The 26746-nt window shown below is 57.7% G+C and carries 26 protein-coding genes and 1 pseudogene; 18 read left to right on the top strand and 9 right to left on the bottom strand.

Annotation, left to right across the window (positions count from 1 at the left end):
• Window positions 1-7: 7 nt before the first annotated feature.
• The 4 genes from gvpJ to ACVWZJ_RS08945 form a co-directional block, all read right to left on the bottom strand.
• Window positions 8-1282: a gas vesicle protein GvpJ gene (gene gvpJ, locus ACVWZJ_RS08930; protein ID WP_457395836.1), complete on the bottom strand. Its 1275-nt coding sequence runs from the start codon at window positions 1280-1282 to the stop codon at window positions 8-10.
• Window positions 1283-1392: 110 nt separating this feature from the next.
• A complete protein-coding gene (locus ACVWZJ_RS08935) occupies window positions 1393-1872 on the bottom strand; it encodes a peptidylprolyl isomerase (RefSeq protein WP_414356714.1) in 480 nt (159 codons plus the stop codon).
• A 221-nt stretch (window positions 1873-2093) separates the two neighbouring features.
• Window positions 2094-2570 carry a phosphate-starvation-inducible PsiE family protein gene (locus ACVWZJ_RS08940; RefSeq protein ID WP_457395838.1) on the bottom strand — a complete coding sequence of 159 codons (477 nt, stop codon included), beginning with the start codon at window positions 2568-2570 and terminating at the stop codon, window positions 2094-2096.
• Window positions 2571-2619: 49 nt separating this feature from the next.
• Entirely contained in the window at window positions 2620-2805 is a 186-nt protein-coding gene (locus ACVWZJ_RS08945; RefSeq protein ID WP_041437321.1) for a DUF2256 domain-containing protein, read from the bottom strand.
• Window positions 2806-3094: 289 nt separating this feature from the next.
• On the opposite strand from ACVWZJ_RS08945, the gene ACVWZJ_RS08950 reads away from it, so the two are divergent.
• Window positions 3095-4036: a sigma-70 family RNA polymerase sigma factor gene (locus ACVWZJ_RS08950; RefSeq protein ID WP_457395840.1), complete on the top strand. Its 942-nt coding sequence runs from the start codon at window positions 3095-3097 to the stop codon at window positions 4034-4036.
• A 121-nt stretch (window positions 4037-4157) separates the two neighbouring features.
• Here ACVWZJ_RS08950 and ACVWZJ_RS08955 read toward each other — a convergent pair whose 3' ends face one another.
• Window positions 4158-5792, bottom strand: coding sequence for a CTP synthase (locus ACVWZJ_RS08955; RefSeq protein ID WP_457395842.1), 1635 nt, complete (start codon window positions 5790-5792; stop codon window positions 4158-4160).
• A gap of 46 nt (window positions 5793-5838) precedes the next feature.
• On the bottom strand, window positions 5839-6366 hold the full coding sequence (locus ACVWZJ_RS08960; protein ID WP_414329187.1) for a hypothetical protein: 528 nt from the start codon (window positions 6364-6366) through the stop codon (window positions 5839-5841).
• A 230-nt stretch (window positions 6367-6596) separates the two neighbouring features.
• Between ACVWZJ_RS08960 and ACVWZJ_RS08965 the strand changes: the two genes are divergently transcribed.
• From ACVWZJ_RS08965 to malQ, 10 genes are all read left to right on the top strand, one after another.
• On the top strand, window positions 6597-7592 hold the full coding sequence (locus ACVWZJ_RS08965) for an aldo/keto reductase (protein ID WP_457395844.1): 996 nt from the start codon (window positions 6597-6599) through the stop codon (window positions 7590-7592).
• A gap of 168 nt (window positions 7593-7760) precedes the next feature.
• Window positions 7761-10364 (top strand): heavy metal translocating P-type ATPase, encoded by a 2604-nt coding sequence (locus ACVWZJ_RS08970; RefSeq protein WP_457395846.1) that lies wholly within the window; start codon window positions 7761-7763, stop codon window positions 10362-10364.
• Between the two features lie 278 nt (window positions 10365-10642).
• Window positions 10643-11524, top strand: a complete 882-nt coding sequence (locus ACVWZJ_RS08975) for a DUF4388 domain-containing protein (protein ID WP_457395848.1) — start codon at window positions 10643-10645, stop codon at window positions 11522-11524.
• Between the two features lie 386 nt (window positions 11525-11910).
• Window positions 11911-12795 (top strand): DUF4388 domain-containing protein, encoded by an 885-nt coding sequence (locus tag ACVWZJ_RS08980; RefSeq protein ID WP_457395850.1) that lies wholly within the window; start codon window positions 11911-11913, stop codon window positions 12793-12795.
• 80 nt (window positions 12796-12875) lie between these two features.
• Entirely contained in the window at window positions 12876-13244 is a 369-nt protein-coding gene (locus tag ACVWZJ_RS08985; RefSeq protein ID WP_011433098.1) for a roadblock/LC7 domain-containing protein, read from the top strand.
• A gap of 55 nt (window positions 13245-13299) precedes the next feature.
• Window positions 13300-13851: a protoglobin domain-containing protein gene (locus ACVWZJ_RS08990; protein ID WP_414356696.1), complete on the top strand. Its 552-nt coding sequence runs from the start codon at window positions 13300-13302 to the stop codon at window positions 13849-13851.
• Between the two features lie 248 nt (window positions 13852-14099).
• The gene (locus ACVWZJ_RS08995; protein ID WP_457395853.1) at window positions 14100-14645 is read left to right on the top strand and encodes a GTP-binding protein; all 546 of its coding nucleotides are present in this window, start codon (window positions 14100-14102) and stop codon (window positions 14643-14645) included.
• 195 nt (window positions 14646-14840) lie between these two features.
• Window positions 14841-15458 (top strand): orotate phosphoribosyltransferase, encoded by a 618-nt coding sequence (gene pyrE, locus ACVWZJ_RS09000; RefSeq protein WP_011433101.1) that lies wholly within the window; start codon window positions 14841-14843, stop codon window positions 15456-15458.
• A gap of 40 nt (window positions 15459-15498) precedes the next feature.
• Window positions 15499-16371: a polysaccharide deacetylase family protein gene (locus tag ACVWZJ_RS09005; protein ID WP_011433102.1), complete on the top strand. Its 873-nt coding sequence runs from the start codon at window positions 15499-15501 to the stop codon at window positions 16369-16371.
• Window positions 16372-16526: 155 nt separating this feature from the next.
• A complete protein-coding gene (gene malQ, locus ACVWZJ_RS09010; protein ID WP_041436456.1) occupies window positions 16527-18128 on the top strand; it encodes a 4-alpha-glucanotransferase in 1602 nt (533 codons plus the stop codon).
• Here the strand turns inward: malQ and ACVWZJ_RS09015 are convergent.
• A pseudogene (locus ACVWZJ_RS09015) lies at window positions 18125-18373 on the bottom strand (sugar ABC transporter ATP-binding protein); the annotation flags it as partial. The gene malQ and the pseudogene ACVWZJ_RS09015 sit on opposite strands and share 4 nt — an antisense overlap.
• A gap of 491 nt (window positions 18374-18864) precedes the next feature.
• Window positions 18865-20676: a threonine--tRNA ligase gene (gene thrS, locus ACVWZJ_RS09020; protein ID WP_011433106.1), complete on the bottom strand. Its 1812-nt coding sequence runs from the start codon at window positions 20674-20676 to the stop codon at window positions 18865-18867.
• A 192-nt stretch (window positions 20677-20868) separates the two neighbouring features.
• On the opposite strand from thrS, the gene ACVWZJ_RS09025 reads away from it, so the two are divergent.
• Entirely contained in the window at window positions 20869-22596 is a 1728-nt protein-coding gene (locus tag ACVWZJ_RS09025) for a Ppx/GppA phosphatase family protein (protein ID WP_011433107.1), read from the top strand.
• Window positions 22597-22614: 18 nt separating this feature from the next.
• On the opposite strand, the gene ACVWZJ_RS09030 is transcribed toward ACVWZJ_RS09025, so the two are convergent.
• Entirely contained in the window at window positions 22615-24300 is a 1686-nt protein-coding gene (locus ACVWZJ_RS09030) for an S-layer homology domain-containing protein (RefSeq protein ID WP_011433108.1), read from the bottom strand.
• A 309-nt stretch (window positions 24301-24609) separates the two neighbouring features.
• Here ACVWZJ_RS09030 and psbE point away from each other — a divergent pair, with 309 nt between their 5' ends.
• The 6 genes from psbE (at window position 24610) to ACVWZJ_RS09060 (ending at window position 26606) form a co-directional block, all read left to right on the top strand.
• Window positions 24610-24855, top strand: a complete 246-nt coding sequence (gene psbE / locus ACVWZJ_RS09035) for a cytochrome b559 subunit alpha (RefSeq protein WP_011433109.1) — start codon at window positions 24610-24612, stop codon at window positions 24853-24855.
• A 76-nt stretch (window positions 24856-24931) separates the two neighbouring features.
• Entirely contained in the window at window positions 24932-25063 is a 132-nt protein-coding gene (psbF, locus tag ACVWZJ_RS09040) for a cytochrome b559 subunit beta (RefSeq protein ID WP_011433110.1), read from the top strand.
• Between the two features lie 5 nt (window positions 25064-25068).
• A complete protein-coding gene (locus tag ACVWZJ_RS09045; protein ID WP_011433111.1) occupies window positions 25069-25194 on the top strand; it encodes a photosystem II reaction center protein L in 126 nt (41 codons plus the stop codon).
• 143 nt (window positions 25195-25337) lie between these two features.
• Window positions 25338-25457 carry a photosystem II reaction center protein J gene (locus ACVWZJ_RS09050; protein WP_011433112.1) on the top strand — a complete coding sequence of 40 codons (120 nt, stop codon included), beginning with the start codon at window positions 25338-25340 and terminating at the stop codon, window positions 25455-25457.
• Window positions 25458-25983: 526 nt separating this feature from the next.
• Entirely contained in the window at window positions 25984-26454 is a 471-nt protein-coding gene (locus tag ACVWZJ_RS09055; RefSeq protein WP_011433113.1) for a photosystem I reaction center protein subunit XI, read from the top strand.
• A gap of 38 nt (window positions 26455-26492) precedes the next feature.
• Window positions 26493-26606 carry a photosystem I reaction center subunit VIII gene (locus ACVWZJ_RS09060; protein ID WP_011433114.1) on the top strand — a complete coding sequence of 38 codons (114 nt, stop codon included), beginning with the start codon at window positions 26493-26495 and terminating at the stop codon, window positions 26604-26606.
• The last annotated feature ends 140 nt before the right edge of the window (window positions 26607-26746 follow it).

Below are 26746 nucleotides of genomic sequence, written 5' to 3' on the forward strand. Positions count from 1 at the left end.
CACGGGCTCAGTAGAGCTTGGCGCTGGAGGTGAGCACCAGCTTCAGGCGGGCGTGGATCAGATCCAAGTCCGCCAGCCCCAGGTCGATCTCCCCATCGATGACGATGCCGGTGTGGATCAGCCGATCCAACAGTTCCAGCACGGATCCCTCGCGGTGGGGTTGTCCGGGGTAGTAGTCCCCCTGGCGGGGCAGGAGGGTGCCCAGATCTCCGAGCTCCAGGTTCAAATCCGCTGGGTCGATCTCCAACAGGCTGCAGATTTGTCGAATTTGCTCCCGCAAGGCTTGTAGGCTGCTGCCGGCCCGCTCAATCTGCTCTGCAGAAAGGCGCTCGGCCTCCATTTGCCGCACCACCTGCGCCTCCATCAACTGCCGCAACAGCTCCACCAAGGTCAGCACCAGAGAGGCCAAACCGGCTTCCGGGCGTTTCCGGCCAGGGGTGGGCCGAGCCTGGCTCAAGTCTTCCGAGCTGGCGGGACTGATAGAAAAGCGCGGCGGGGGAGAAGAGGCAATCCAACGGTCAAAGGGCTGGCAAAGCTGTTCCAGGCTGAGCAAATGGAGACGGGGATCCCGAGCGGCCTCTTCCCTTTCCTCTGGTAGGTTGTAGCCCCAGTCGGCCAAAAACAAGAGAACCTGCTCCAGCTCCGGCACCCTCTGCACCTGGCGCAGCGTTTGCAGGCGATCCTCCACAAACCACAGCTCCTCAGCCGGCAGTTGGGCGGCAGCCAGTAGCCGCTGTAAAGTGGTGGCCTTGGGGGCGCGCACCTCCTTGCCCAGAATGCGGTGGCGTGGCAGTTGGATCCCTGCTCGGCCCAAGAGCTGCTGGATGAACCGTCCCTCTTTGGTGCTGAGGATGGCCAAGCGCGGCTCCCCTGCAGCCTGAACCTGGCGTAGCCAAGCCGCCACCCCCGGATAAAACCGGTGCAGCCCCAGCCACCCCTGCAGATCCTCTGCAATCCAGCGATCCCGCACGCCATCCAGCACTTGGGCCAAACCTAGCTCGGAGACCCCCACCTGCTGCAACAACCGCTGCCGCCAGCTGGGCCAGTCTTGGCGCAAGTCTTCCTCCCGGATCCCTTCCTGTAGCCCCCACAACAACAGAGGCATCTCCCAGCCGGTCTCGATCAGCGGGCGCAGACGGTCAAAAGCAGGACGCAGCGGCTCTAGCTGAGCAGGAGCCAGGCCCCACACCTGAGCACAAACGCGGCAGGAGGAAGCAAAATACTCCGCCCGCCCATCGCAGAGCACACCATCAAAATCCAGAACCAGAATGCGGGGGGACATTCGCCGGGGCCTAGCGAACTCCATACCTGAGTCCCCCTGGGGGCAAGTTGCAAAAATGGGGCCAGAGGCCAAGTTAATTTAACCAAACTGTTCCACCCGATTGGCCCAACCTAATTGGATTCCAAGATGCGAACCGACTTGATCTCCACCGGTTTCAGCGGGCGATCCTGGGGGCCGGTGGGAGCCGTTGCAATTTTATCCAACACATCCTCTCCCTCGATCAATTGCCCGAAGATCGTGTAGTTGGGCGGCAGCGGATAGTCGGCGTGCATGATAAAAAACTGGCTGCCGTTGGTGTTGGGGCCAGCATTGGCCATCGCCAAAGTGCCACGGCTGTAGGGACGTTGCACCGGCTCATCGGGAAAGCGGTACCCCGGCCCACCCCGCCCCGTGCCCGTGGGATCCCCGCCCTGGATCATGAAGCCCCGAATCACGCGGTGAAAGATGACGCCATCGTAGAAGTGGTCGTTGGCCAAAAAGACGAAATTGTTGACGGCGAGGGGAGCTTCTTGCGGGAACAGCTCCAGAACCATTGTGCCGGCGGTGGTCTCCATCGTGGCCGTGTAGGACTTGGCCGGGTCGATCACCATCGGGGGGGGATTGTTGTAGGTTTTCACGGGTTTGCCCAAGTGTTGTGCCAGGAGCAAATCGCGAGAAGAATGCGGGCGGGCCAAAACAGGGAGAGCACTCAACCCCACCCAAAGCACCACCATCAGCACAGCTAACTTCACCAGGCTGGCCAACTTAGATCGCGCACGCACAATTCTTGCAGGAAAGCTCCATCCCCATCGTACCAGGATTCTGTCCAAGCTTAATCTTCCCCGGACTTGGATGGAGGCTTGGCTCGCCGCACCAGCCAATAACTCACCGAGAGGGCCAACGTTGCTGCCCCCAAGCCAATGAGCTCCAACCCCCCCAGCTTCTCGAAATCAAAAATGATGATCTTGCGGGCCACCGCAATCAAAGAGGTGACGATTACCAACTCCACCTGTACCACTTGCTTTTGCAAGTAGGCGGTGATGTTCTCTAGAATTTCCAGCGCAATCAAAATATTTAAAAAGAGGCCGAAGATCTCGATTAAAGTGGTGGAGAAAAACCCAGTTGGCTCGGTCAACAAATCTGCCACCAAGAACCGGGCCAAGTCCACCACTGCTACTGTGATTAGCCCGATCATCAAAATTGAAAGCAGCTTCGAGATCAGGCTTTCGATGCGGGCAATGGCCCGCAAAAAAGGATCCTCCTCTTCCGTCTCGTGGGGATTGTGCAACAGCCACTTGAGAAACCGCATCACCAACCCCGACAGATCCAAACCCTTATGTCCTGATCCTGAGACAACATTATCCGTCCCAACCGTCTTGCCGGGAAGCAGGCAGGGATCCCTTGGGGCGATGATTGCGACATCGCTCAGAACAGTATTTCACCTCCGACCAACAGTCGGCCCACTTTTTGCGCCAGGTGAAGGGTCGCTGACAGGTGAGACAAATCTTGCTGGGCAAATCCGATTTCTTCCGTTGGCGTGGCATGGTGCACTGCAAAACAAGGTCAACTCTGTAGTCACTTTAACAATCCTACCGGATGCTGACCGTTACCATCACGGGGGTGCTTGGCCTGCGCCCCACCTTAGCAAAAGCTAAATTCTGAACCTTCTGAGAAGAGAAACCGAGTAGCCTCTTGAAATCCGGCGAGATCTCTGCCCTGTGTCTGCAGGGAGCTGGGTTTGCTGAAGGGTCAACCGGTTCTGTCCTGTATCCAAGCAAAGTTTCCAACATCCGCTTGTGGATGTGAGTTTGTATGAAGTCTTAACCGAATGGGATGGATGTAGCTGTTCAGAATTGTCCCCCCCCACCGAAACGGGTTGAGGTACGGCTCAGCAAACCCGGCAACCGAGCGACCCAAGCCTCGCTTTCGGAGGACTCGGTGGGCATATTTTTGCGGGAAATGGCTCGCTACCCACTCCTCAGTGCCGAGCAGGAAGTGAAATTGGGACGGCTGATTGCAGAGGGGGGAGCCGCCGGGGAACGGGCGAAACGGGAATTGGTTAGGGCCAACCTGCGCCTGGTGGTCTCGATTGCCAAAAAGTACTTAAATCGCGGTGTGCCGTTTCTGGATCTGATTCAAGAAGGCACCATTGGCCTGATCCGAGCCGCAGAAAAATTTGAGTACGAACGCGGCTACAAGTTTTCCACCTACGCCTACTGGTGGATTCGCCAAGGGATCACCCGCGCCGTTGCCAATCAGGGGCGCCTGGTGCGGATCCCGGTGCATATGGTAGAAAAGCTCAACCAGGTGAAGCGGATCCGGCGGGAGCTGACCGAAGCCCTAAACCGTCGCCCCACCCAAGCAGAGATTGCCAAAGCTCTGGAGATTTCCCCCGACAAGCTGGACGCTCTCTTAACCCTCTTGGAAGCCGGTCGCCAAACTCTTTCGCTGCATACTCCGGTCGGCAAAGAGGAAGATACGGAGCTGATGCAGCTTATCGAGGCCGCCAACGGCCCCACTCCCGAATCGCAAATGGACTTGCACCTGCTGTCTGCCCAACTGGAAGAAATGCTGGAGCAGCTCAGCCCCCGAGAGCAAGAAATCCTCAAGCTCCGCTATGGGCTGAAAGATGGCCACCTGCACACTCTCTCCGAAATTGGTCAGCTCTTCGGCCTGTCTCGAGAGCGCGTCCGACAAATTCAAGCACGAGCCATGCGCAAACTGCGTCATCCACGCCGACAGGAAATTTTGGCAGATTGGATGACCTCGTTTTAGGCAGTAGGCCACGGCTGCTCCACAGGCGAAACCCAGGATTCCGCAGCAGTTTATGTTCAGCAAAGCTCTGCAGAACCAGGACCAGAGGCGTGCCCCCACTTTTGGACAAGGGATCTGTCAACTAGCCCATCTTCTGCAACTGCAGGGGGTGAGGCTGAGGGCGGCTGCGCAGGGCAGCTTCGATCAACCCCAAAAAGAGGGGGTGGGGGCGGTTGGGGCGGGAGCGAAACTCCGGATGGAACTGGGTGGCGATGAAAAAGGGGTGGCTGGGCAGCTCGATAATCTCCACCAAGCGGTTATCCGGCGAGACTCCGCTGATGATATAACCAGAGTCCAGAAAAAGGCTGCGGTAGGCATTGTTAAACTCATAGCGATGGCGGTGCCGCTCGTAGATGATGGTCTCGCCATAGAGCTTGGCCGCTAGGGTATTGGGCATGATGCGACAGGGATAGAGGCCCAGCCGCAGGGTTCCTCCCAGATCTTCCACATCTTTCTGCTCCGGCAAGAGGCTGATCACCGGGTGGGGGGTATCGGGGTCAAACTCGTAGCTGTTGGCCCGCTCCAGGTGGGCAATGTGACATCCCCAGTCGATCACCGCGCATTGCATGCCCAGACACAGGCCCAGAAAGGGAATGCCTTGCTCGCGCACGTAGCGGATGGTAGCCACCTTGCCCTCGATGCCGCGATTGCCAAACCCCCCCGGCACCACTACCCCATCCACACCAGCCAGTAGGGCTTCCGGCCCCCGCTCCTCGACTTCCTCAGAAGAGATCCAGCGCAGCGTGACGCCGGCATTGAGGGCCAACCCGGCATGGCGCAGGGCCTCGGCCACCGAAAGATAGGCATCCGTAAGGCGCACGTATTTGCCGACAATGGCAATCTCCACCTGCTCTTGGGGGTGGTGCAGCCGCTGCACCAGGAGCTCCCACTCCCGTAGATCTGGCTGCTGCGGATCCAAGTTGAGGATCTCCAAAACCCGCTGCGCCAACCCCTCCTGCTCCAGCACCAGAGGCACGTCGTAGATGCTGGGGGCATCCTGCGCCTGGATGACGCATTCTACCGGCACGTCACAAAACTCGGAGATCTTCTCTTTGATGCTGCGGGGCAGGGGCTGCTCGCAGCGGCACACCAACACGTCCGGCTGGATACCAATAGAGCGCAGCTCCTTCACCGAGTGCTGGGTGGGCTTGGTTTTCATCTCCCCTGCCGCCTTGATCAAAGGCACCAGGGTAACATGCACATAGGCCACGTTGGCCCGGCCCACATCCTTGCGAAATTGGCGGATGGCCTCCAAAAAGGGCAAAGACTCGATATCTCCCACCGTGCCCCCCACCTCCACCAGCACCACGTCGGGGTTGGTCTCGCGGGCCACCCGCCGGATGCGCTCTTTAATCTCTTGGGTAACATGGGGGATCACCTGCACCGTGCTGCCCTGATAATCCCCCCGCCGCTCTTTGTGGATCACCGCCTGGTAGATGGCGCCGGTGGTAACATTGTTGAGCTTGGACATGTTGGTGTCGGTGAAGCGCTCGTAGTGGCCCAAGTCCAAGTCCGTCTCGGCGCCGTCGTCGGTGACGAACACTTCTCCATGCTGGTAGGGACTCATGGTGCCGGGATCCACATTGATGTAGGGATCCAGCTTCAAAATCGACACCGTGTAGTTGCGGGATTTGAGGAGGCGACCCAAGCTGGCCGCTACAATGCCTTTGCCGATGCTGGAGACCACTCCACCGGTGACGAAGACAAACTTGGTCATGGCCTGGATCCCTTCCCTTTTGCCTTTTGATTATGCCAGGGATCCCTTAGCGCAGAGAGCGGATGGGGCCGTTGTAGAGGATGGTGGTTTGAAAGGTGCGCCTGTCCACCCGCACCTGGGTTTCAATGCTGGGCTGGACGAAGCCGGGCTCTCCCCCCCGGAAGGTGAAGATCCAGGCGTCTTCAAACTCTTCAAACGGCGAGTCGATGGCTGCCCCGTGCATGGAAGCTTCGGCGCGATAGCGTTGTAGGCCCCCATTGGCAATCTCGGCAGCTTGGCGGGCCAGGTTTTTGGCGCGGTTGAGATCGCGGAAGTAGCGGCTGATCTCCTCAAAACTCCCCCTGGGCAGCGGTCGCTGGGGAGCAGGGGTTGCCGGCACAGGCCGGGGATCCGGCACAATGGGCAGGGTGGGAATGTCCGGGCTGGGGGGCAAGGGTTCGACGGGGATGGGAGTTCCAGAGGGGAAAAGAGGGGTGATCACCTGCGCTTGGGCAGCCCTTCCAGCCAGAAGGGATCCCCACAGGAGAGCCATACCGACGGAGCTGACAGTAGAGACAAGAAAAGTGGGCTTCATGGAGCCATTCCTCGCAAAAGTTCTGGGTTGAGAGACGCTGCAGCTCTTGAATGGGATCCTATCGATTCAGTTCCTTACAACAGCAGAGTCAAAAGCCTCTCCTCTCCTTCCAACCCCGGTCACAGGCTTGGGTCGTTCACGCAACCTCGGCTGCTGTCAGCAATGTCTGCTAGATTTTTGGAGAGGATCCCTGGCCACAGTGGGAGGATCGGGGTTCAGCAGGAGCAGCCATGGAGTTCGTCACCCTCGCAGATGCAGGGCTAAGGTTGAGCCGGGTGGGCCTGGGCACTTGGGCGATGGGCGGCGGCTGGTGGGGCCCTTCCGACCGCCAGGAATCTTACACCACGATTCGCAAAGCCATTGATTTGGGCATAACCACCTTCGACACCGCTCCCATCTACGGACTGGGTGTTTCGGAGGAAGTGCTGGGGCAAGCGATCAAAGACTCAGGTTGCCGCGATCGGGTGGTTCTCGCCACCAAAGCGGGACTGGAGTGGACAAACAACAAAGTGGTGCGCAACTCCAGCCTGCCTCGCTTGGCCCAAGAACTGGAGGATTCTCTGCGCCGCTTGCAAACAGATGTGATCGATCTCTACCAAATTCATTGGCCGGATCCCTTGGAACCGATCGAAGAAACGGCGGCGTTTCTGGGGCAGTTGCTGCAGCAGGGCAAGATCCGCGCCATTGGGGTCAGCAACTTTTCCCCCGAACAGATGGATCGGTTTCGCCAGGTGGCTCCTCTGCACACCGCCCAGCCCCCCTACAACCTGTTCGAGCGGCAGATTGAAGCAGAGGTCTTGCCCTACTGTCGAGAGCACGGCATTCACACTTTGGTGTACAGTCCCCTCTGCCGAGGTCTGCTGAGCGGACGGATGACGCCGCAAACCACCTTCCCCCCAGGGGACATGCGCGCCGGGATCGACCCCAAGTTTGTTGAACCGCGCTACTCCCAGTACCTAAAGGCGGCAGAGGCATTGAGCCAGTTTGCTCAGGATCGCTATGGCAAGACCTTGGCTCAGTTGGCGGTGCGCTGGCTGCTGGATCAACCAGGGGTGAGTGTGGCACTGTGGGGGGCGCGCAAACCCCATCATCTGGAAGCGATATCCGGCCTTTGGGGCTGGTCGTTGGATGCGGAAGCGATGCAGACCATCGAGGATATTTTGCAAAGGTATGTTCCCGAGTCCATTCCCCCCAGCTTTATGTCCCCGCCTGCCCGCGCTGCCTAGTTGTTGCTTTCTGTTCCCTTGCCGTTTGCGTTAGCGGTGGGGAGCACTTTGTCGCCGGGATCCCAGTCCTACGATTGAGTTTGGCAAAAAATGGGATGTAGAGCCCTGTCCTACCGCTACATAACTGGCCAGTAGGGCGAGGGGGCTGTTAACCACGGGAGAACAGAGATGGCCATCCCAGATGCATTCGCGTCAGCGGTGCGGAGCACTCTGACCCATAAGGCCCATAAGGCAGACAGGCCAAGGGATCCAGCTGACCAGAATGGGCCCACAGCGCCTTCTCAGGCGGGATCCCTGATTCTCCACGTGGGGGGCATGAGTTGTGCCGGCTGCGTTCGCACCGTTGAGCAGGCCCTGCTGAGACAGCCGGGGGTGGTCAAGGCCAGCGTTAACCTGGTTACCGAGTCGGCCCTTGTGGAGTTTGCCCCTGGGATCCGGCCCGACCCGCAGCACCTGGCCCAGATTTTGACAGAGGCAGGGTTTCCCAGCCGCTACAGTTCAGAGGGTGAGGCCCTCTCCGGCGGGAGTTCCGTTCGCGTCAGCGGTGCGGAGCACTCTCAAGATCCCTCTTCCCCTCCCGGTGGGTGGGAAGAAGCCTTGGATGTGCCTGCGGATCCCCTCTCTCGGCAGCGACAGCAGACCCGACACCACATTCGCCAAGCGCTCACCGCCGCTTTTTTGCTGCTGATTTCTGCCGCCGGACACTTGGATCTCTTCGCCCGTCTGGGCTTGCCCCTCCTGAATGATGTCTGGCTGCACTGGGGCTTGGCGACCTTGACTTTTGTCGGCCCAGCTCGCGGCATTGTCCTGGATGGTTGGAGAGGGGCGCGGCGGCTGGCCCCCAACATGAACACCTTGGTTACCTTGGGATCCGGATCGGCCTACCTGGCCAGTCTGGTGGGGTTGTTGGCCCCTCAGGTGGGCTGGGAGTGCTTTTTCGACGAGCCCGTCATGATGCTCAGCTTCATCCTGTTGGGACGGGCCTTGGAACAGCACAGCCGCCTGCGGGCGGCCAGCAGCCTGCAATCGCTGGTGAGCTTGTGTCCCAGTTTGGCTCGGCGGGTTCAGCCTGCAGAGAAGGCGGGATCTCTGGCTTCCAGCCCAGAGGGGAACCTGGATCTGGGATCCCAGACGGGAGAATGGTGTCCTATCGAACAGGTGCGAGTGGGGGATTGGCTCCAAGTGCGGGCCGGCGAACAGATCCCGGTGGATGGAGAAGTCATTGCCGGCCAGGCCACGGTCAACGAGGGGATGTTGACAGGGGAACCCTTGCCGGTGCTGAAACAAGTGGGGGATCCCGTGGTGGCGGGAACGCTGAACCAATCGGGGTTGCTGCTGTGCCGGGCGACGCGCACCGGGAAAGACACCACCTTGGCCCAGATCATTCGCCTGGTGGAAGAGGCCCAAGCTCGCAAGGCCCCCATCCAAGGGATAGCCGACCAGGTGGCGGGCTACTTCACCTATGGGGTGGTCACGCTGGCCATTCTCACCTTTGGGTTCTGGTACTGGATTGGGATCCCACTCTGGGGGAGCGACGGTGCGGAGCACTTTGTCCTGGAGGGGTTCAGCCTGCACTCCCATCTGCATCTGAGCGACCATCCCCCTCACCCCACACCTCTGCTCAGCAGCCTCAAGATGGCCATTGCCGTTTTGGTGGTGGCCTGCCCCTGTGCTTTGGGATTGGCTACGCCGATGGCCATCCTGGTGGGTACTGGCTTGGGAGCCGAGCGGGGTTTGCTCATCCGAGGGGGAGATGTTCTGGAGAAAGCCCATCGCTTGCAAACGGTGGTCTTCGACAAAACCGGCACCCTCACCCAAGGGGATCCCCACCTGACGGACTGTCTCAGCCTTGACCCCTCCCTGGATCCCAATCGCCTACTCCAACTGGCGGCCACAGTGGAAAGCGGCACTCGCCACCCTCTGGCGCAAGCCATTTTGCAAGCCGCCCGCACCCAGGGTTTGCCGTTGCTCTCCGCCGGCGAGTTTCAAACCCAACCGGGGATAGGGGTTGCTGCCCAAGTGGAAGGGCAGGCAGTGGTATTGGGATCCCTGGATGGGCTGGCTGCTTTGGGGATCCCAATTTCCCCAGAGACCCAGGCCCAGGCCGAGGCGCTATTGGCAGCCGGCAAAACGGTGGTGGGCGTGGCTCTAGGGGGATCCCTGGTGGGGCTGCTGGCAGCCCAGGATCCCTTGCGGCCTGATGCGCAGGCAACACTGCGACAACTGCAAAAGATGGGCTTGCAGGTGATGCTGCTTACTGGCGATCGGGCTGAGGTGGCCAAGCAGGTAGCCGAAGCTCTGCAAGTGCCCGGGATCCGCGTTATCGCCGAGGTTCACCCGGCAGACAAAGCTCAAGTCATCCGCGACCTGCAGACCCAAGGCCAGAGAGTTGCCATGGTGGGAGATGGCATTAACGACGCTCCGGCTTTGGCCCAAGCCGATGTGGGCATCGCCCTGCACTCAGCCACTGATGCGGCCTTAGAAACCGCCGATATCATCCTCATGCGCAACCGCCTCTGGGATGTGGTGGAAGCTATCCGCCTCAGCCGCGCCACCTTCCGCAAGATCCAGCAGAACCTCCTCTGGGCCTTTGGCTACAACCTGGTAGGGATCCCAGTGGCAGCAGGCGTGCTCCTACCCCCCTTTGGCATTGGGCTTAGCCCGGCAATCGCTGGGGGTCTCATGGCCTTGAGTTCCCTCAGTGTAATCCTCAATTCACTCCTCTTGAGGCGAACTTTTGTACCCCGTAGATCTTCGAGTAGCCGCAGCTAAAAAAGTGTTAAAAATTACGAATGACTAAGTATCGATCGTTAAGTCTTCCGAGGTTTTACCGAGCTTCTGACACAATTTCCGCTGCGTCCAAGCCAAAAATTCGGCAACTTCGATTACATTTGATTAAAAAGATTAATCCGCTTTAACTTTTGAGGATTTGGTTGTAAGATTAGGCCGAAACCAAGCTGTAAGCGCATCTTCTGGTTTCTTGCTTAGCAAAGCAAAAACCGTGAAAATACTGAGAAAGCGCATCTTGCAGCGGTGAAGGGAGCAAAAGTATGGCGATGCTTGGAGATCTTCAGGAATTTTCCTTATGCGACCTGTTGCATTTAATGGAAAAGGGTAAGAAAGCAGGGCAATTATCCATCTGGGCACCCAATGGCATTCAGCGGATTTGGTTTTACCAAGGTCGGGTGGTTGCCGCCCTCACCCCTGAAGAAAAGCATCGTTTGGAAAGCCTGCTGACGCGCTTTGGCTTGGTGGACGAGCAGGTGGTCAGCCAGTTGGTCGCTAGGGGCTTGGAGGAGCCTCTGGGGCGTTGCCTGCAGCGGCAAGGGTTGATCTCGCCCGTAGATTTGGCCAAGCTCTTTCGCCATCAACTGCAAACCGGCCTCTACAGCCTCTTCGCCCTCGAATCCGGCCAGTTCAGCTTCCTGCCCAACGTGCCCATGCCCTACCGAGAAATGACTGGCCTCAGCAAAAGCGCCACCGCTGCCGTCCTGGAAGCCCTGCAGCAGCTCAAGCTGGAGCAACGCCCCGAAAAAGACCTGCCCGAACCCGATAGTTGCTTTTGGCGTACCAGCACCGAACTGCCTCTGTTCAAGCTTTCTGCGCTGGAGTGGGGGATCCTGGAGCAGGTGTCGCCTTCCCGCAAGCTGACGGCTTTGGCTCGAGCACTGGGGGCAGACCTGCTGGAGGTGCGCTATGCCTGCGCCCGTCTGGCGAAGCTGGGGTTGATCAGTCCTTGTGAGGGGCCAACGGTTCTGGCTCGGTCTGGTCGCTTGGAGCTGTCCAAGTCGATTGCTGAGGAGGTGAATCCCGAGCCGGTGAGGGAGAGGCTGGGGGCAAGGGTGCCTGGTCTCCAGGATGAGGGCGGCCCCGTCAAGCCTTCTCTGGTCAGTCGATTAACCACCCTCCTCAAGGGCATGCGCGAAAAGTGAGGCAAACCGACAGAGGGAGAACAATCCTCTGGCTTTGTAAAGAACTTGGAAGGGTCTATAACTTTTCTCTAACTTCCGCTCACAGAGAAAGCAAAAATAGGAGTTCTATCTTACGAAGCGACATGATCCAACACAAAGCTGAAACAAAGGAAACTAGAACTCTTCTGTGAAGGGCTTCCGAGTGCTGCCTAATTGTATTCCTTGATAGATTTTCCCAGATAGTAAGTGTAACTGCTGGCGCGCAGAGTACCTAGCTACAAAGAACACAGCCGTTGATACACGGTTGTTGTCCGAGAGTCCATGTACAAGAATAGGGATGTCCAAAAAATCACTGAAGCATTGATTTTTCACCTATTCCATCGAAGCGAGGTTCATAGAGAGTTCTTATGGCCATAGTTGGAGACCTCCAAGAATTTTCCTTGCCCGATCTGCTGCAACTGATCGAAAGAGGCAGCAAAACAGGGCAGCTCTGTATTTGGGCGCCCGGCGGCATCTACAGGATCTGGTTTTATCAGGGTCGGGTCATCGCTGCCTTGCCACCTCAAAAAGAGCACCGCCTGGAGAGCCTGCTAGCCGACTCTGGTTTGGTGAGCGAGCGGGTGGTCGAAAAGCTGGCTTCCTTTTGCGGCTCGGAAGAGCCTCTGGGGCGTTGCCTGCAGCGGCAAGGGTTGATCTCGCCCGTAGATTTGGCCAAGCTCTTTCGCCATCAACTGCAAACCGGCCTCTACAGCCTCTTTGCCCTCGAATCCGGCCAGTTCAGCTTCCTGCCCAATGTGCCCATGCCCTACCGAGAAATGACCGGCCTGAGCAAGGGCGCCACCGCTGCCGTCCTGGAAGCCCTGCAGCAGCTCAAGCTGGAGCAGCGCCCCGAAAAAGACCTGCCAGAACCCGATAGTTGCTTTTGGCGTACCAGCACCGAACTGCCTCTGTTCAAACTTTCTGCGCTGGAGTGGGGGATCCTGGAGCAGGTGTCGCCTTCTCGCAAGCTGACGGCTTTGGCTCAAGCACTGGGGGCAGACCTGCTGGAGGTGCGCTATGCCTGTGCCCGTCTGGCCAAGCTGGGGTTGATCAGTCCCTGTGAGGGGCCAACGGTTCTGGCTCGGTCTGGTCACTGGGAGCTGTCCAAGTCGATTGCTGAGGAGGTGAATCCCGAGCCGGTGAGGGAGAGGCTGGGGGCAAGGGTGCCTGGTCTCCAGGATGAGGGCGGCCCCGTCAAGCCTTCTCTGGTCAGTCGATTAGCCACCCTCCTCAAGGGCATGCGCGAAAAATAAAAGCATAGGGATATTTGCAGTCATGTTTTCGGCTTTCGGGTAGAAACATTAGAAATAGGGAATCAGCAGGGAGATGTAGGATGGCTAATCTGTCCTCTTTGCAGGCGATCCTCCAGAGCTATGTTGCCAATACGCCAGAAGTCCAGGGAGCAGCAGTGGTCACCCCTGACGGGTTACCTTTGGCTTCCACACTGCCTGTGGGTATGGATGAAGAGAGAACCTCTGCTATGTCGGCTGCCATGCTTTCTTTGGGCGAACGGATTGGGAGAGAGCTAGGGCGCGGAGCCATAGAGAGAGTTTTTGTACAGGGGGAAAAAGGATACGGGGTTTTAACCAGTTGTGGCCCCGATGCCGTCTTGCTGACAATTGCCAGTCATGAAGTCAAGCAAGGCTTGCTCTTTTTGGAAATTAAGCGAGTCGCGGCAAGCATTGCAGAGGCAATGAAGTAAGAAAATCAAATGTGGAAGCTAAGTCTTTAGATCCTATCCTGACGTTGAGGGAACTATGGCCATTAAACCTTCGGAGCTGCTCCAAGTCCTGATCTCACGCACGCAATTCACAGATGATGACAAGAAAGTTTTGCAGCAAAGTGCTGACTGGGGCGGCAGTATCGCGGCGGAAATGTCAGACGCCTTTTACGGCTATCTGGATCGCGATGCCGAAATGGCGGCAGTGATAGCCAAGCACAACCGGCAGCGGCTGGGCCAAACTTTTGCTGACTGGTTCAAGGAAATGTTCACGGGCATGGACAATTGGGGCCCCCAGTATGCGGATCGCCGCTGGAAAATCGGCATAGTTCATGTGCGCGTTGGCATCGGCCCCCAACATGTTGTGCCTGCTATGGCCACAGTTGTGCAGGAGGTCAGTCGGCGGTTGGTGAAAGAAGGCAAGCCTGAGCAGTTGCGCACCAGCTTGAGCAAGGTCTGTATGATTGACCTCTCCTTTATTGAGCAAGCCTACCTTGAGGTGGCCTACAATGCAGTGCAACAGGAAACAGGCATGAGTGAGGCTTTGTTCAAACGATTAATCGCCAATGGTGCTAACAGTTTAATTTGAGTTAATTTGAGTTAGAGTAGACTCTTGCTTGCTCTACTTGCTTAATTTCTCTGACTTCTGATTAGGCTGAGGCATCTGAGTTTCCGGAATCTCCACGAAGCAAAGCTGTTGTCAGTATCTCTATTCAAACTATCTGAGAATTATCTGAGAAACAAGCTGGGGATAGTTTTACCTCCCGTGCGGCACATCGGTGCACTCCCCCGAGTTTTATTCAGCTTTGTCGCTAGAGCTTAGTCTGAGGCTGGTTTATGGGAAATATCTTGCGAATTGTTGTAACAGGGCCGGTGGGAGCTGGAAAGTCTACCTTTATTCGCACGATTAGCGAGATTGAGGTAGTAGACACCGATTGCAAAGCAACGGACGAGGTGGCAGAACTGAAGAAAACCACAACGGTAAGCATGGATTTTGGCCGTTTGAGAATTGGAGAGGAGGAAGAAGAGATGTGGCTGCATCTCTACGGCACTCCCGGCCAGTCTCGCTTTAACTTTATGTGGGATATTTTAATTAAGCGCGCCCACGGCTATGTTCTTCTGGTGCCTGCGCACTTGCCGGGCCAATTTCGCAACGCCCAAGCTATTCAATCTTTTATGAAAGCCAGGACAAGTGCCCCCTGCGTGATTGGGATCACCCACGTCGATCAACCCAATGCCTGGGATCCAGAAGACATTTTGTTAATTTTGGGGAATCAGGACGGTTCAGTTCCGCACACAACTTTGAATGCCCAGGAGCCGGCTTCTGTTGCCAACACGTTGCTTCTGTTGGTTGAGCAAATGATGCCCCAGGTGGTTGTTTGAACAGATTTTCAGGTATCCGCCGGTCTAGAACTTCAGCAACATTGGCCCTAGCCAAGACAGGCGTATCTTTTGCGTGACAGGGATCCCTCCCGTGAAGCCGAAAAACGGGAGATTGGATTCGGTGGAGATTGGCCGGATAATAAAATGTCCTGAGTGCTCTTTCCCATCAGCTATTGAACCAAGGGGATCCCTGCTGTGTTGCTTCTTGACTGCTCTCCCCTGACCCTTTCCCCAGAGGAAGCGCGGGAGAAACTGTTGTACCTCCTTGCCCAACTGGCCTATCGAGAAGGCTCCTTTACCCTCACTTCTGGACAGAAGAGCCCCTACTACATCAACTGCAAACCGGTTACCCTTCACCCCCAAGGAGCTTATTGGGTGGGATCCCTGCTGCACCGACTGTTGCCGCCCGAAACCGAGGCAGTGGCCGGAATGACGCTGGGGGCAGATCCCCTGGTGACGGCGGTGAGTTTGGCCTCCCTGAGGGCTGAGCCTGCCAACCTAGCCGCCCTAATCGTGCGCAAAGAGCCCAAGGGGCACGGCACGCAAGCCTGGATCGAGGGGCCGGAGTTGCCGGCAGGCAGTCGGGTGTGGATCCTGGAAGATGTGGTGACCACCGGCAGTTCTGCTTTGAAGGCTGTCGAACGGGTGCGGGCAGCCGGCTACCGGGCGGAAGGGATCCTGGCTTTGGTGGATCGGCTGGAAGGGGCAGAAGACCGCTGCCGAGAAGCAGGGATCCCCTTTCGTCGCCTATTCACCCTTCCAGAAGTGCAGGCTTGCCATCGGGCCTTGACCTCAGGAAAATCAAAGGACTAGCCTGCCCCCTTGGTGAGCATCAAAGCTTTGGAGAGCGGACATGCTGCCCCCTGCCTACTCAGCTCTGCCCAGCCGAAATCTGCCAAGCCTACCGGATCAGGCGCGGGTGGCTGTGTACGTGGTGATGAACATCGAGCACTTCACCTTTGGCAAGCTGGGCACAGCCATTCAACCCCATCTCACCAGCTCCCCTGAGATCGCCAACTATGGCTGGCGGGACTACGGCAATCGGGTGGGCATTTGGCGCTTGTTTGAGCTGTTTGCCGAGCTGGGGATCCCGGTGACTGCCGCCTTGAATGCAGAAATGGTGCAGCTTTACCCCCCCATCATCGAAGGGATCCGCCAATACGGCTGGTCGGTGTTGGCCCACGGCTGGAACAACTCCACCGGCCACAGCGGCCTGGCCCGCGAAGCCGAACAAGAGCTCATCGAGCGCAGCTTGTCCCTTTTGGAGAAGGTTTCCGGATCCCGACCCTGGGGCTGGCTGACACCGGGGTTTTCCGTTAGCGAGAATACTTTTGACCTGCTCAAGGCTGCCGGGATCCGCTACACCACCGACTGGGTAAACGACGACCAACCCTACTGGTTCCCAACTGCCGCCGGCCCCCTCTTGGGGATCCCCTACACCCTGGAGGCCAACGACATCAGCCTCTGTCTGAGCGCCCGCCTGTCGGCAGAAGCCTTTGCCCAGGCCCTCATCGACCAGTTTGATCAACTCTGGCAAGATGGGGAACGCTCCCCTCGCATCATGGCCATCGGCCTGCACCCCTTTATTGTCGGGCAGCCTCTGCGGATGGGATCCCTGAAAAAAGCCTTGCAGCACATCCAATCTCGCCCTCATACTTGGCTCACCACCGGCGATGGTCTCTACAACTGGTACGCCCAAGCCTGCCCTGCCCCCGAGGTGGCCTGACGGGATCCCCTGGCCAGAGGGAAAAGCGCGTCTTGGCCTTGGATCCTGCTCATTTTTTAACTTTGTTCTAATTTTGTCTTGTCTGGAGCTGTCCACCGTGGCTCCAGAAGTGACAGCATAGGCGGTGAAACCACCTAGGGCAAAAGGGCTTGGCCATGCGCATGGGCAGACTCAGTGGGATCCTCCTGCACCCCACCTCGCTACCGGGGCCATTTGGTATCGGCGATCTGGGGCCATCGGCTTATCGCTTTGTGGACTTTCTGGTGGAGAGCGGCCAACGCCTCTGGCAGGTTCTTCCTCTTGGGCCGACCGGCTGGGGCAACTCCCCCTACATGAGCTTTTCCTCCATTGCCGGCAACCCGCTGCTCATCAGCCCGGAGCTGTTGGTAAAAGCCGGCTGGCTAGAGCCCGACAGTTGGCAGGACCTGCCCCAATGGCCAACGATCCAAGCCGGGTCTGCCGAGCGGGTGGACTACGAAACCGTGATCCCCTTCAAGCTGGGCCTGCTGCACCGCGCCTGGGCAACCTTCAAAGAAAAAGCTTCCGGCCCCGATTGGGAAGCTTTCCAAGCCTATTGTGCTGCCGAAGCCGATTGGTTGCCCGACTATGCCCTGTTCATGGCCCTCAAGGATGTGTACGGCGAGCAAGAGTGGAACCAATGGGATCCGGCCTTGGTGCGACGGGATCCGCCGGCTTTGCAAGAGGCTCGCGATCGCTATGCCGATGCCATTACCGAGCAGATGTTTTGGCAGTATCTGTTTGCCCAGCAGTGGGGATCCCTAAGGGAGTATGCTCATCGGCATCAAGTGCAGCTCATCGGGGATGTGCCCATCTACGTTGCCCCCAACAGTGCCGACGTGTGGGCCAACCGGGAGCTGTTTCACCTGGATGAACAGGGACGGCCTTTACAAGTAGCCGGTGTGCCGCCGGACTATTTCAGCCCCACCGGGCAGCGCTGGGGCAACCCCCTCTACAACTGGGAAGTGCTCAAGGCCCGTGGCTACGACTGGTGGATCAAACGCATGCAGGCCATTCTCAAGCAAGTGGATTGTGTGCGCATCGACCACTTTCGCGGCTTCGAGAGCTACTGGGCCATTCCGGGCGATGCGGAAACGGCTGTGGAAGGGGAGTGGCAAAAAGGGCCGGGAGCAGATTTCTTTCAGGCCCTGGCCGACAAGTTGGGGGAAATCCCGGTGATTGCCGAAGATCTGGGAAACATTACGCCGGAGGTGTTGCAACTGCGGGATCAATTTGGCTTGCCCGGCATGAAGGTGTTGCTCTTTGCCTTCGGCTCTGGGCCCGATAACCCCTATTTGCCCCATGCCTATGAGCGCAACTTTGTCGTTTACACCGGCACCCACGACAACAACACGGTGGTGGGCTGGTTTCATGACCCGGATCGCTCGGAGTGGGAAAAACAAAACCTGCTGCGCTATTTGGGCTGCCAGGGATCCGGGGGCATCCATTGGGATCTGATCCGCTTGGCCCTTTCTTCCGTAGCCGACCTGGCCATCATTCCCCTGCAGGATGTGATGGGGCTGGGGGCAGAGGCGCGCATGAACTTCCCCGGCACCACCGAGAACAACTGGGCCTGGCGCTACCGCGAGGACATGCTGCGGCAGGACATGATCCAGCGGCTGGCCGAGATGAGCGTGACCTATGGGCGCATCTCTCCTCAAGAGTTGGAGCAACGGCGAGCAGCCCTAGCCCAAGAACGGGCGGCAGGGTCTTCTCAAGCTGCCCCCAGCCTCGTCTAATGCTGGATCCCGCCCATCAGCAGCCCGATCCGCTCTTCGGTGGCCTCTTCAGGCCTGAGTTCTCCTACCAGGCGGCCCTCATGGATCACCAAAATGCGATCCGACAAGCTGATCACCTCATTCAAATCCGCCGATACCAGCAGCACCCCCATGCCCTGATCCCGTGCCTGCAGGATGCGGCGATGAATGGCCTCGATGGCCCCCACATCCACCCCCCGCGTCGGCTGGGCAGCCACCAGCACCTTGGATCCACAGGAAAGCTGATACATTTACGCTGAACACTGCTGAACATCACTGTTCAACTATGCAGCGATAGCATTCTGTTTGTTTCCATTCGCGTTAGCGGGACGGAGTCCAAACAGAATGGCGGTATCCCGCAAAGCTTTGAGTAGAATACCCAAAGCGCAGTTTCCGTGTCGTCTTACTACCAATTTTCTGCTTTGCTTTGGCTACCATGTTGGCAGACTCGAAAGTAAACAGAAAGATCAACTGGTAGTAATCCGTACTGAACATATTATACATTATTTTCAGTATAGTTGAGCTTATTATTGACTAGAGTCATGCTCCCGCCCCACAACGATCTTCTGGGCATTGCCGCCAGAATAGCGGCGGGCCGTCAACACGGCCGTCGGCTGGCTTTTCTTTAGAAAGGGACATTCAGGCCCTTTCTTGAGCTCCCCGGCATCTGGGATCCTCAAGTTCTGAAAACTCCACTGCCCTCCATTGCCGCAACCGGCTAGTTGAGCGCCTGCACCTGATCCAGGAAGTCTGCCACCGTCAGGGATCCCAGCTCCTGTCCATGGCGCTGGCGCACGCTCACCGTTCCTGCCGCTTGTTCCTGTTCCCCCACGATCAGCATGAAGGGGATCCGGGCCTTCTCGGCATTGCGGATTTTTTTGGGCAAACGATCGCTGTCGGCATCGATGTGGACGCGGATCCCCTGCTCTCGCAGCTGATCCCGCACTTGGGTGGCGTAGCCCAGATACTGATCGGAAACGGGCAAAATGCGCACCTGTTCCGGGGCCAGCCAGAAGGGAAAATCCCCAGCGTATTCTTCGATGAGGATCCCAATCAGCCGCTCCAGCGAGCCAAAGGGAGCGCGGTGGATCATCACCGGGCGTTGCCGGGATCCGTCCTCAGCTACGTATTGCAGATCAAAGCGCTGTGGGTTTTGGTAATCCACCTGCACCGTGCCCAGTTGCCACTCCCGATCCAGGGCGTCGCGGAAAATAAAATCCAGCTTTGGCCCATAGAAGGCTGCTTCGCCGATCCCTTCAAAATGAGGCATCGAGAGCTTCTCTACAGCGCGACGGATGGCATTCTCGGCCCTGTCCCAGTCCTCAGGGGATCCCAGATATTTGTCAGACTTGGGATCGCGGAAGCTGAGGCGGGCGCGAAAATCTTTGAGTTTGAGCTTGTCGAAAACCACCAGAATGAGATCGACAACCTTGAGAAACTCTTCTTCCAACTGATCGGGACGAACGAACAAGTGGGCGTCGTCCACCGTAAAGCCGCGAACGCGGGTCAAGCCCCCCAATTCCCCCGATTGTTCGTAGCGATAGACGGTGCCGAACTCGGCATAGCGCAGCGGCAAATCGCGGTAGGATCTCAGCTCTGATTTATAGATTTGGATGTGAAAAGGACAGTTCATCGGCTTCATGACAAAGCCCTGTTCAGCCGCACGCGCCTGCTCATTCTCCGCCATCATGGGAAACATATCTTCCCGATACTTTTGCCAGTGGCCGGAGATCTTGAACAAGTCCACACGGGCAATATGAGGGGTAACCACCGGCAGGTAGCCCCGCTTGAGCTGCTCCTGCTTGAGAAAATCCTCCAGCACCCAGCGTAGGGTAGTTCCTTTCGGAGTCCAAAGGGGCAAGCCCGGACCCACTTCATCGGAAAACAGGAAGAGACCCAGTTCTTTGCCCAGCTTGCGGTGATCCCGCCGTTTGGCCTCCTCCAGCCGCCGCTTGTATTCCTTCAGCTCCTCTGGAGTTTCCCAGGCGGTGCCGTAGATGCGTTGGAGCTGCGGCTTGGTTTCATCCCCCCGCCAATAAGCGCCGGCCACGCTGAGCAGATCGAAAGCTTTGGGGTTGAGCTCTTGGGTGTTTTCCACGTGGGGACCGGCACAGAGATCCCACCATTCATTCCCCAAGTGGTAAATGCTGATGACCTCCCCTTCGGGAATGCTGTCTAAGATCTCCAGCTTGTAGGGTTCTCCGAGGGCTTCGATGCGGCGCCTGGCCTCTTCACGGCTCACCTCCTCGCGGATCACCGGCAGGCCCTTTTTGATGATTGCCTGCATCTCTTTTTTGATGCGATCCAGATCTTCCGGCGTGAAGGGCTCGGGATGGTCAAAATCGTAGTAGAAGCCGTAGTCGGTTGTGGGGCCGATGGTCACCTGGGCCTTGGGAAACAGCTTTTGCACCGCCATAGCCAGGACATGGGAAGTGGTGTGGCGGATGCGCTCCAGTTTGGGAGACTCGTGAGTGCGCAGCAGTTTGAGGGTGCTGTTGGCCTTCTGAGGTGATTCGGCTGGCTGAGACATCGGAACCTACTTTGAAACAAACAAATCAAATACTGTGTCCCTATCTTAGGCTGGGGCGAGAGCGGCAGGGATCCCCAGCTAATCAATTCCCCTGTTTGCCGAGTCAACCGCGAACCTCACCTCACGACTCGGCCCGGAACAAGGGGGGAAAGTACACAGTATCCTAAAGGGGTTGACCCCCACACCCGAGCCATGATCTCTTCGCCCACCAACTTCACGGAATGCCCTGTCGCCTCTGCTCCCCCAGTTTCCGAAACCGGCCCGGCTTCTCGTCCTGAATCTTGGGCTGCCCCCGTTCTGGCGGCCATCGATGTGGGCAGCAACTCTCTCCACATGGTGGTGGTGCGCATCAATCCCCGTATCCCCAGCTTCACCATCATCTCCCGCGAAAAAGCCACCGTCCGGCTGGGGGAGTTTTGCAGCCAGACGGGCGCCCTCACGCCTGCAGCTATGGAACGGGCCCGGACGGCTCTGGAGCGGTTTTGCCGCATTGCTGAGAGCTTTCAGGTGCAGGATATTGTTGCCGTGGCTACCAGTGCTGTGCGCGAGGCCCCCAATGGGCTGGAGTTTTTGAAGCGGATTGAACGGGAGCTGGGCCTGCGGGTGGAGTTAATCTCGGGGCAGGAAGAGGCCCGCCGCATCTACCTGGGGGTGCTCTCGGCGATGGAGTTCCACAACCGGCTGCACGCGGTGGTGGATATTGGTGGCGGCTCCACCGAGCTGATTTTGGGCAATGGCCAAGAGCCGGAGTTTCTGCGCAGCGTCAAGGTAGGGGCAGTGCGTCTGACCCAGGCTTTTTTGCACCACGACCCGCCCACTTCTGGCGAACTGCAAGCCCTGCGCCAGCACATCCGCGGCATGCTGGAATCCCCCATCGAGCAGATGAAGCGGATCCTTGCCTCTTCACAACAACAGGGATCCCTGCCTTTGGTGGGCACCTCTGGCACCGTCGAGTGCCTGGCCCAGTTGGATGCCCGCCGTCGGTTGGGCGCTCTCCCCCATCGCCTGCAGGGGTATGAGTTCAGCCTGGAAGCCCTGCGCGGCTACATCAAAGAGCTGCGCTCCCTCACGGTGGCCGAACGGCAAAAGCTGCCCGGCCTGGGGGAAAGGCGGGGGGAGATCATCCTAGCCGGGGCGGTCATCTTGGAAGAAGTGATGACCCTGCTGGGGGTGGAGCGGATCCAGTTTTGCGAACGGGCTCTGCGGGAAGGGCTGATCGTGGACTGGATGATCGGCCAAGGGCTGATTGAGGATCGGCTGCGCTACCACAGCTCGGTGCGGCGGCGCAGTGTGCTCAAGCTGGCGGAAAAATACCAGGTGGAGATCCCCTATGCCGAGCGGGTGGCCGAGTTTGCCCTCAGCCTTTTCGATCAAACCCGCGGCATCCTGCATGGCTGGGGATCCCGGGAGCGGGCTCTTCTCTGGGCGGCGGCCATGCTGCACAACTGCGGCCACTTCATCAGCCATGCCGCCCACCACAAGCACTCCTACTACCTGATCCGCCATGGAGAACTCTTGGGCTTCAACGAAGAAGAGGTGGAGGTGATCGCCAACTTGGCCCGCTACCACCGCAAGTCGCCCCCCAAGAAGAAGCACGAGAACTTCCAGCGCCTCAGCGACGAGCGGGATCGCCAAGTGGTGCTGGAACTGAGCCCCCTGCTGCGCATAGCCTGTGCTTTGGATCGCCGCCGCCTGCAGGCCATTCAAGCCCTGCACTGCCGTTTTCAGCTCCTGGGAGAAGGCCCCCGCCGCATGGAGTTGATTTTGGATCCCAGGCATCCCAAGGACGACTGTGCCCTAGAGTTGTGGAGCTTAAACGAGAAGAAAAAAGTCTTCGAGCAACAGTTCAACCTGCAGGTAATCCCCAAGCTCTCTACGCAGATCCAGCGCAGCGCCGATCCCTTTGAGGCAGCAGTTTAGCCTTCTCGGGGATCCTAGCTAAGGGGCGATGGTAATGGGCGAGGGGCTGGTTTGGGTGGTCTTTTGGCCCCCTCTTTGCAAAATCACCTCGATGATGCCGTTGTTGACCGGCTGCATGTTGAAGGGCAACTGCTGCTGGGTTTCGTATAGGCCCGGCGCCACCTCCCGCATTTCAACTTCGGGCGTTATCCCAATAATCCGAAAAGCAGCCCGCCCCCCCGGATCCCCTCGCATGGTGACTTTGAGAATTTCTCCCATGCGCAGATTGGTGCTGTTGGTGGTGACACTGAAAATCTGGGGCAGTCCCGTGGCGACGGGTGCGGAAACCGGCTGAATGGTGGAGCGGGTTCCTCTGGAGCCATCGATGGAAAAAGGAAAAATCTCCCGATGTTCCTGGCTGAGGCCGTCCTTGGTGAGCACAATCCTCAAGGTGGGATTGTTGGCCTGGTGGGTGGGGGCTACCACGTAGGTGCCTTCGTAGTGGTTGGGTCGTACCTCCCGCATCGGCTGGTTCAGGGCCAGATTCCCCAGATCAAACTGGGCGATCCCTCCAGATTCCCCCCAAATGGCAATGGTGAGAATGTCCCCTTCCACCAAGTCGCGCTGGGGATCCAAGCGAATGGCCTCAATGCGCGGATAGCGATTGCTGGCTGCAGTCAGAGGGGCTGGCTGCGGCAGAGGAGCTGGGGGCGGAAATACTGATTCCACTGGCGGAGGAGCAACATTGCCCAAGGCCAGTTGAGGTAGCCGCCGTTGAACGCGGGTACTGACGCCATTGAGGGTCAACTGAATACTGATGTCGGGGCCAAAGACGGCATCCTGAGGACCAAGGCTATAAACTGCGCGGTAGTAGCCGGGCTGCACCTCCTGCATCGGCAGACCCTGAACCACGCCGCCGATATCAACCGTAGCCCTGCCGTTGGGAGTGGCCTGCGCTTCAATGGTCAAGGTTCCCCCTGCAGGAACACTTCCTCCCTCGGGAGTGATCCGCGTTTGGAAGATTTCGGGTTGGACAGTCTCGGCCACCCGGGCTGGGGAGGGACGCAACTGGGCCACAGGGGGTGGCAAGGGCGGAAGCTGACCGCGATATACCAGGGCCTGATGCAACAACACTGCCCCTTCTGCTCGCCTCAGCACCCGATTGGGCTGAAGACGGGCCGGATCCGGCACATTCACCAGCAGCCCCGCCTCGCCTGCCATGGCCACAAAAGCCCGCCCTACCTCCGGCACATCAGCCGCATCGGTGTACAGAGCCATCCAGCGCTCAATGTCGGCCTGGGTGGGAGCAGGCAATTGCAGAGCCCGCACCAAAATGGCCAGGGCTTCCAGGTGGGTGATATCCCCTTGCGGGCGAAACTCGTTGCCCTCGTATAGGCGCATGGCCCCCGCCTGCAGCACGGCTTGGGCAGTCCAATAGTCGGGGGTGTTGGGCTCCAGGTCGCGAATCTCCTGCACCTGGTTGGGATTGGGAATGTAGCCGAAAAACTCCGTCAGCCACTGGGCCAATTCCAGACGGGTCAGGGTGGCTGACAGGGGTTCTTGGGTGATCACCACATCTGTCTGACGTTCCAGAGCCGCCACGTAGGGGTCGGTCCAGGCCAGCGAGGCTTGCTGCTCCACCCCTTGGGACCAAGCCGGCAAGCTGACACCCGACCAGCCCAGCGTCCAACACAAGCTCAGAGCTAGGGGCCACGAGCACCGCATAGCTGTCACTCCTGTTCCAACAACATCCCCTCAGGGCCAGCTTATCTCAAACTTCCGCCCCATCCTCAAGCCCTCGATGCCCCTTGGGATTGCGCCCTTTGGCAGTGAGACTCTGAAAACTCGGGTAAGAAGGTTCGCCGCAGGGATCCCTTAGGAGATTTTACCTATGCAAGACGGGATCCGGCTTGACAGCAAAGGGCCTAAGCAAGGGTCTCGTAACTTGTAGTTGTGCATCCAAATCCTTATCATTGTGTTATAGACTCAGAAAGTTCAGAAAGCACTTTTGCCCCTACCCTAGGGAGGAGTTTCATGGCTGGCAGCACCGGAGAGCGACCTTTTGTCGATATCATTACCAGTGTCCGCTACTGGGTTATTCACGCCCTGACCATTCCCGCTTTGTTTTTGGCAGGCTGGCTTTTTGTGAGCACCGGCCTGGCCTATGATATTTTTGGCACCCCACGCCCCAATGAGTATTTCACGGCAGAACGCCAGGAGTTGCCGATCGTCAGCGATCGCTTCAATGCTCTGGAGGAGTTGGAGAGGCTGACTCGCTAGGAGTGCCCGTGGGTAAGTGGACTATTCGTTGTTGCAATTTGTAAGTTGATTGAGCTTTTTGCGTAGGGTGATATCTATGGCCACTAAATCTGATGAACCCGTTTTTTACCCTGTTTTTACCGTCCGTTGGCTGGCGGTGCATACCTTGGCGATCCCAACGGTTTTCTTCTTGGGAGCCATTGCTGCAATGCAGTTTATTCAACGGTGAACCCAATGGCTGATCAACCCGAAAGGAATCCCAACTCCCAACCTGTCGAGCTAAACCGCACTTCCCTTTACTTGGGTTTGCTGCTGGTGTTTGTGGTTGGGCTGTTGTTCTCCAGCTATTTTCTCAACTGAGGCCAGGATCCCACTCTGCTCTTCTTAGAGTTGAAAGGGGCTGGCAAGGGATACAGTTGGCTTTTGGCCAGCTTTTGTTCCCTTATTACCGAAAATGTAATTGCTGCTAGTTCCGTCTTTAGTTCTTTTGGAGACCAGTTGCTATGACCAGTCAAGCAAGGATCCCTTTGTGGATAGTGGCTGTGGTTGCCGGTTTGGGTGTGATCACGGTAGTTGGGCTCTTTTTCTATGGCTCCTATGTGGGCCTAGGCTCTAGTCTGTAGGTTTGAGGTTTTCGGTCTGGTAGTAGCCCCCAATAGGTAGGGGTAAAGGGTCCCATTGTTTTTACGACCTAGCCGAATTCAGTTAGGCTTTGTTGACCCATGGCCAGTGTATCTACCACTTTTTTCGGGGCTACCTACCACAGCGCAATATCGATCCCTTGCCCAGCAGGGATCCCACTTCATTGCAGACCTTAATACTCAACTTAATACTCAATACACAGTCCGAAAAAGCTGCCGCTATTCCTCACCACTGGTTACAACCAGGCGGTGAATCTGGACTTCTCTCTTCTCCCCCTGGAGAGGGTGAAGTTCGCGTTAGCAGGTCAGGGATCATGGGCAAGAGCGCGAATTGCTGAGGACAGGTTCTGCGAGGGAATGTCTCAAACTTATGTCTCAAACTTATTTAGAAGAGCTATCTCTGTGTTAAGCGAGCATGAACTTTTTTAACGATCCGGGTGGTGGTTGCCGAGAGGGTAACTTAGGCCCCGTAGAATGAATCGCAAAATTCCAGGCAGGACATTCGGACATGGATTACATTCGCACCTTTAACGACGATCCCTGCGAGGGGCATCTTTCGACGCCCATCAGCGATTCTCCTGTCACCCGTCTGTTCATCAACAATCTCCCCATCAACCGTCCTGGCTTATCGCCGCTGTTGCGGGGTCTAGAAATTGGGCTGGCCCATGGCTATTTCTTGGTAGGGCCAGAAATTGTGCTGGGGCCGCTGCGGGATTACCCTGAGGCAGCTAACTTAGGCGGGCTGGTTACGGCGATGGCGATTGTGCTGCTGGGAACCGCCTGCATGTCGGCCTATGGCAGCGTTACCTTCGGAAACAAGCCAGAAACACCGGGGGCCGCTCCTCTGGCTACAGCTCGGGGTTGGGGGGATCTGACGGCAGGATTTTTCTTGGGAGGTATGGGTGGCGTGTTCGCTGCCTATTTCCTGCTGGAGAACTTTGCCGGGATCGACGCCATCTTTCGAGGGCTGGTGAATTAGTTGTCAAGTTTGTCAAGTCACTTGAGAGGAGCAAAATCATGACCGGTTCTTACGCTGCTGCTTATCTTCCTTGGATTTTTATCCCCATTGTTGGTTGGCTGCTTCCTGCAGTGGGCATGGCAGTGCTTTTTTTGTACATTGAGCGGGACTAGTCCCGGAGTGCTTTGATACTCACTAGTGCTGATTAATTTCAATTATTTCAGCTAGAAATCGCAGGAGCCCCGCACTGTACCCGTAGGGTCAGTGTCGGGAGGAATGCGGAAGTTATGATAGAACCATGACCCAAGTCCTG

The sequence above is a fragment of the Thermostichus sp. OS-CIW-29 genome (assembly GCF_054058195.1).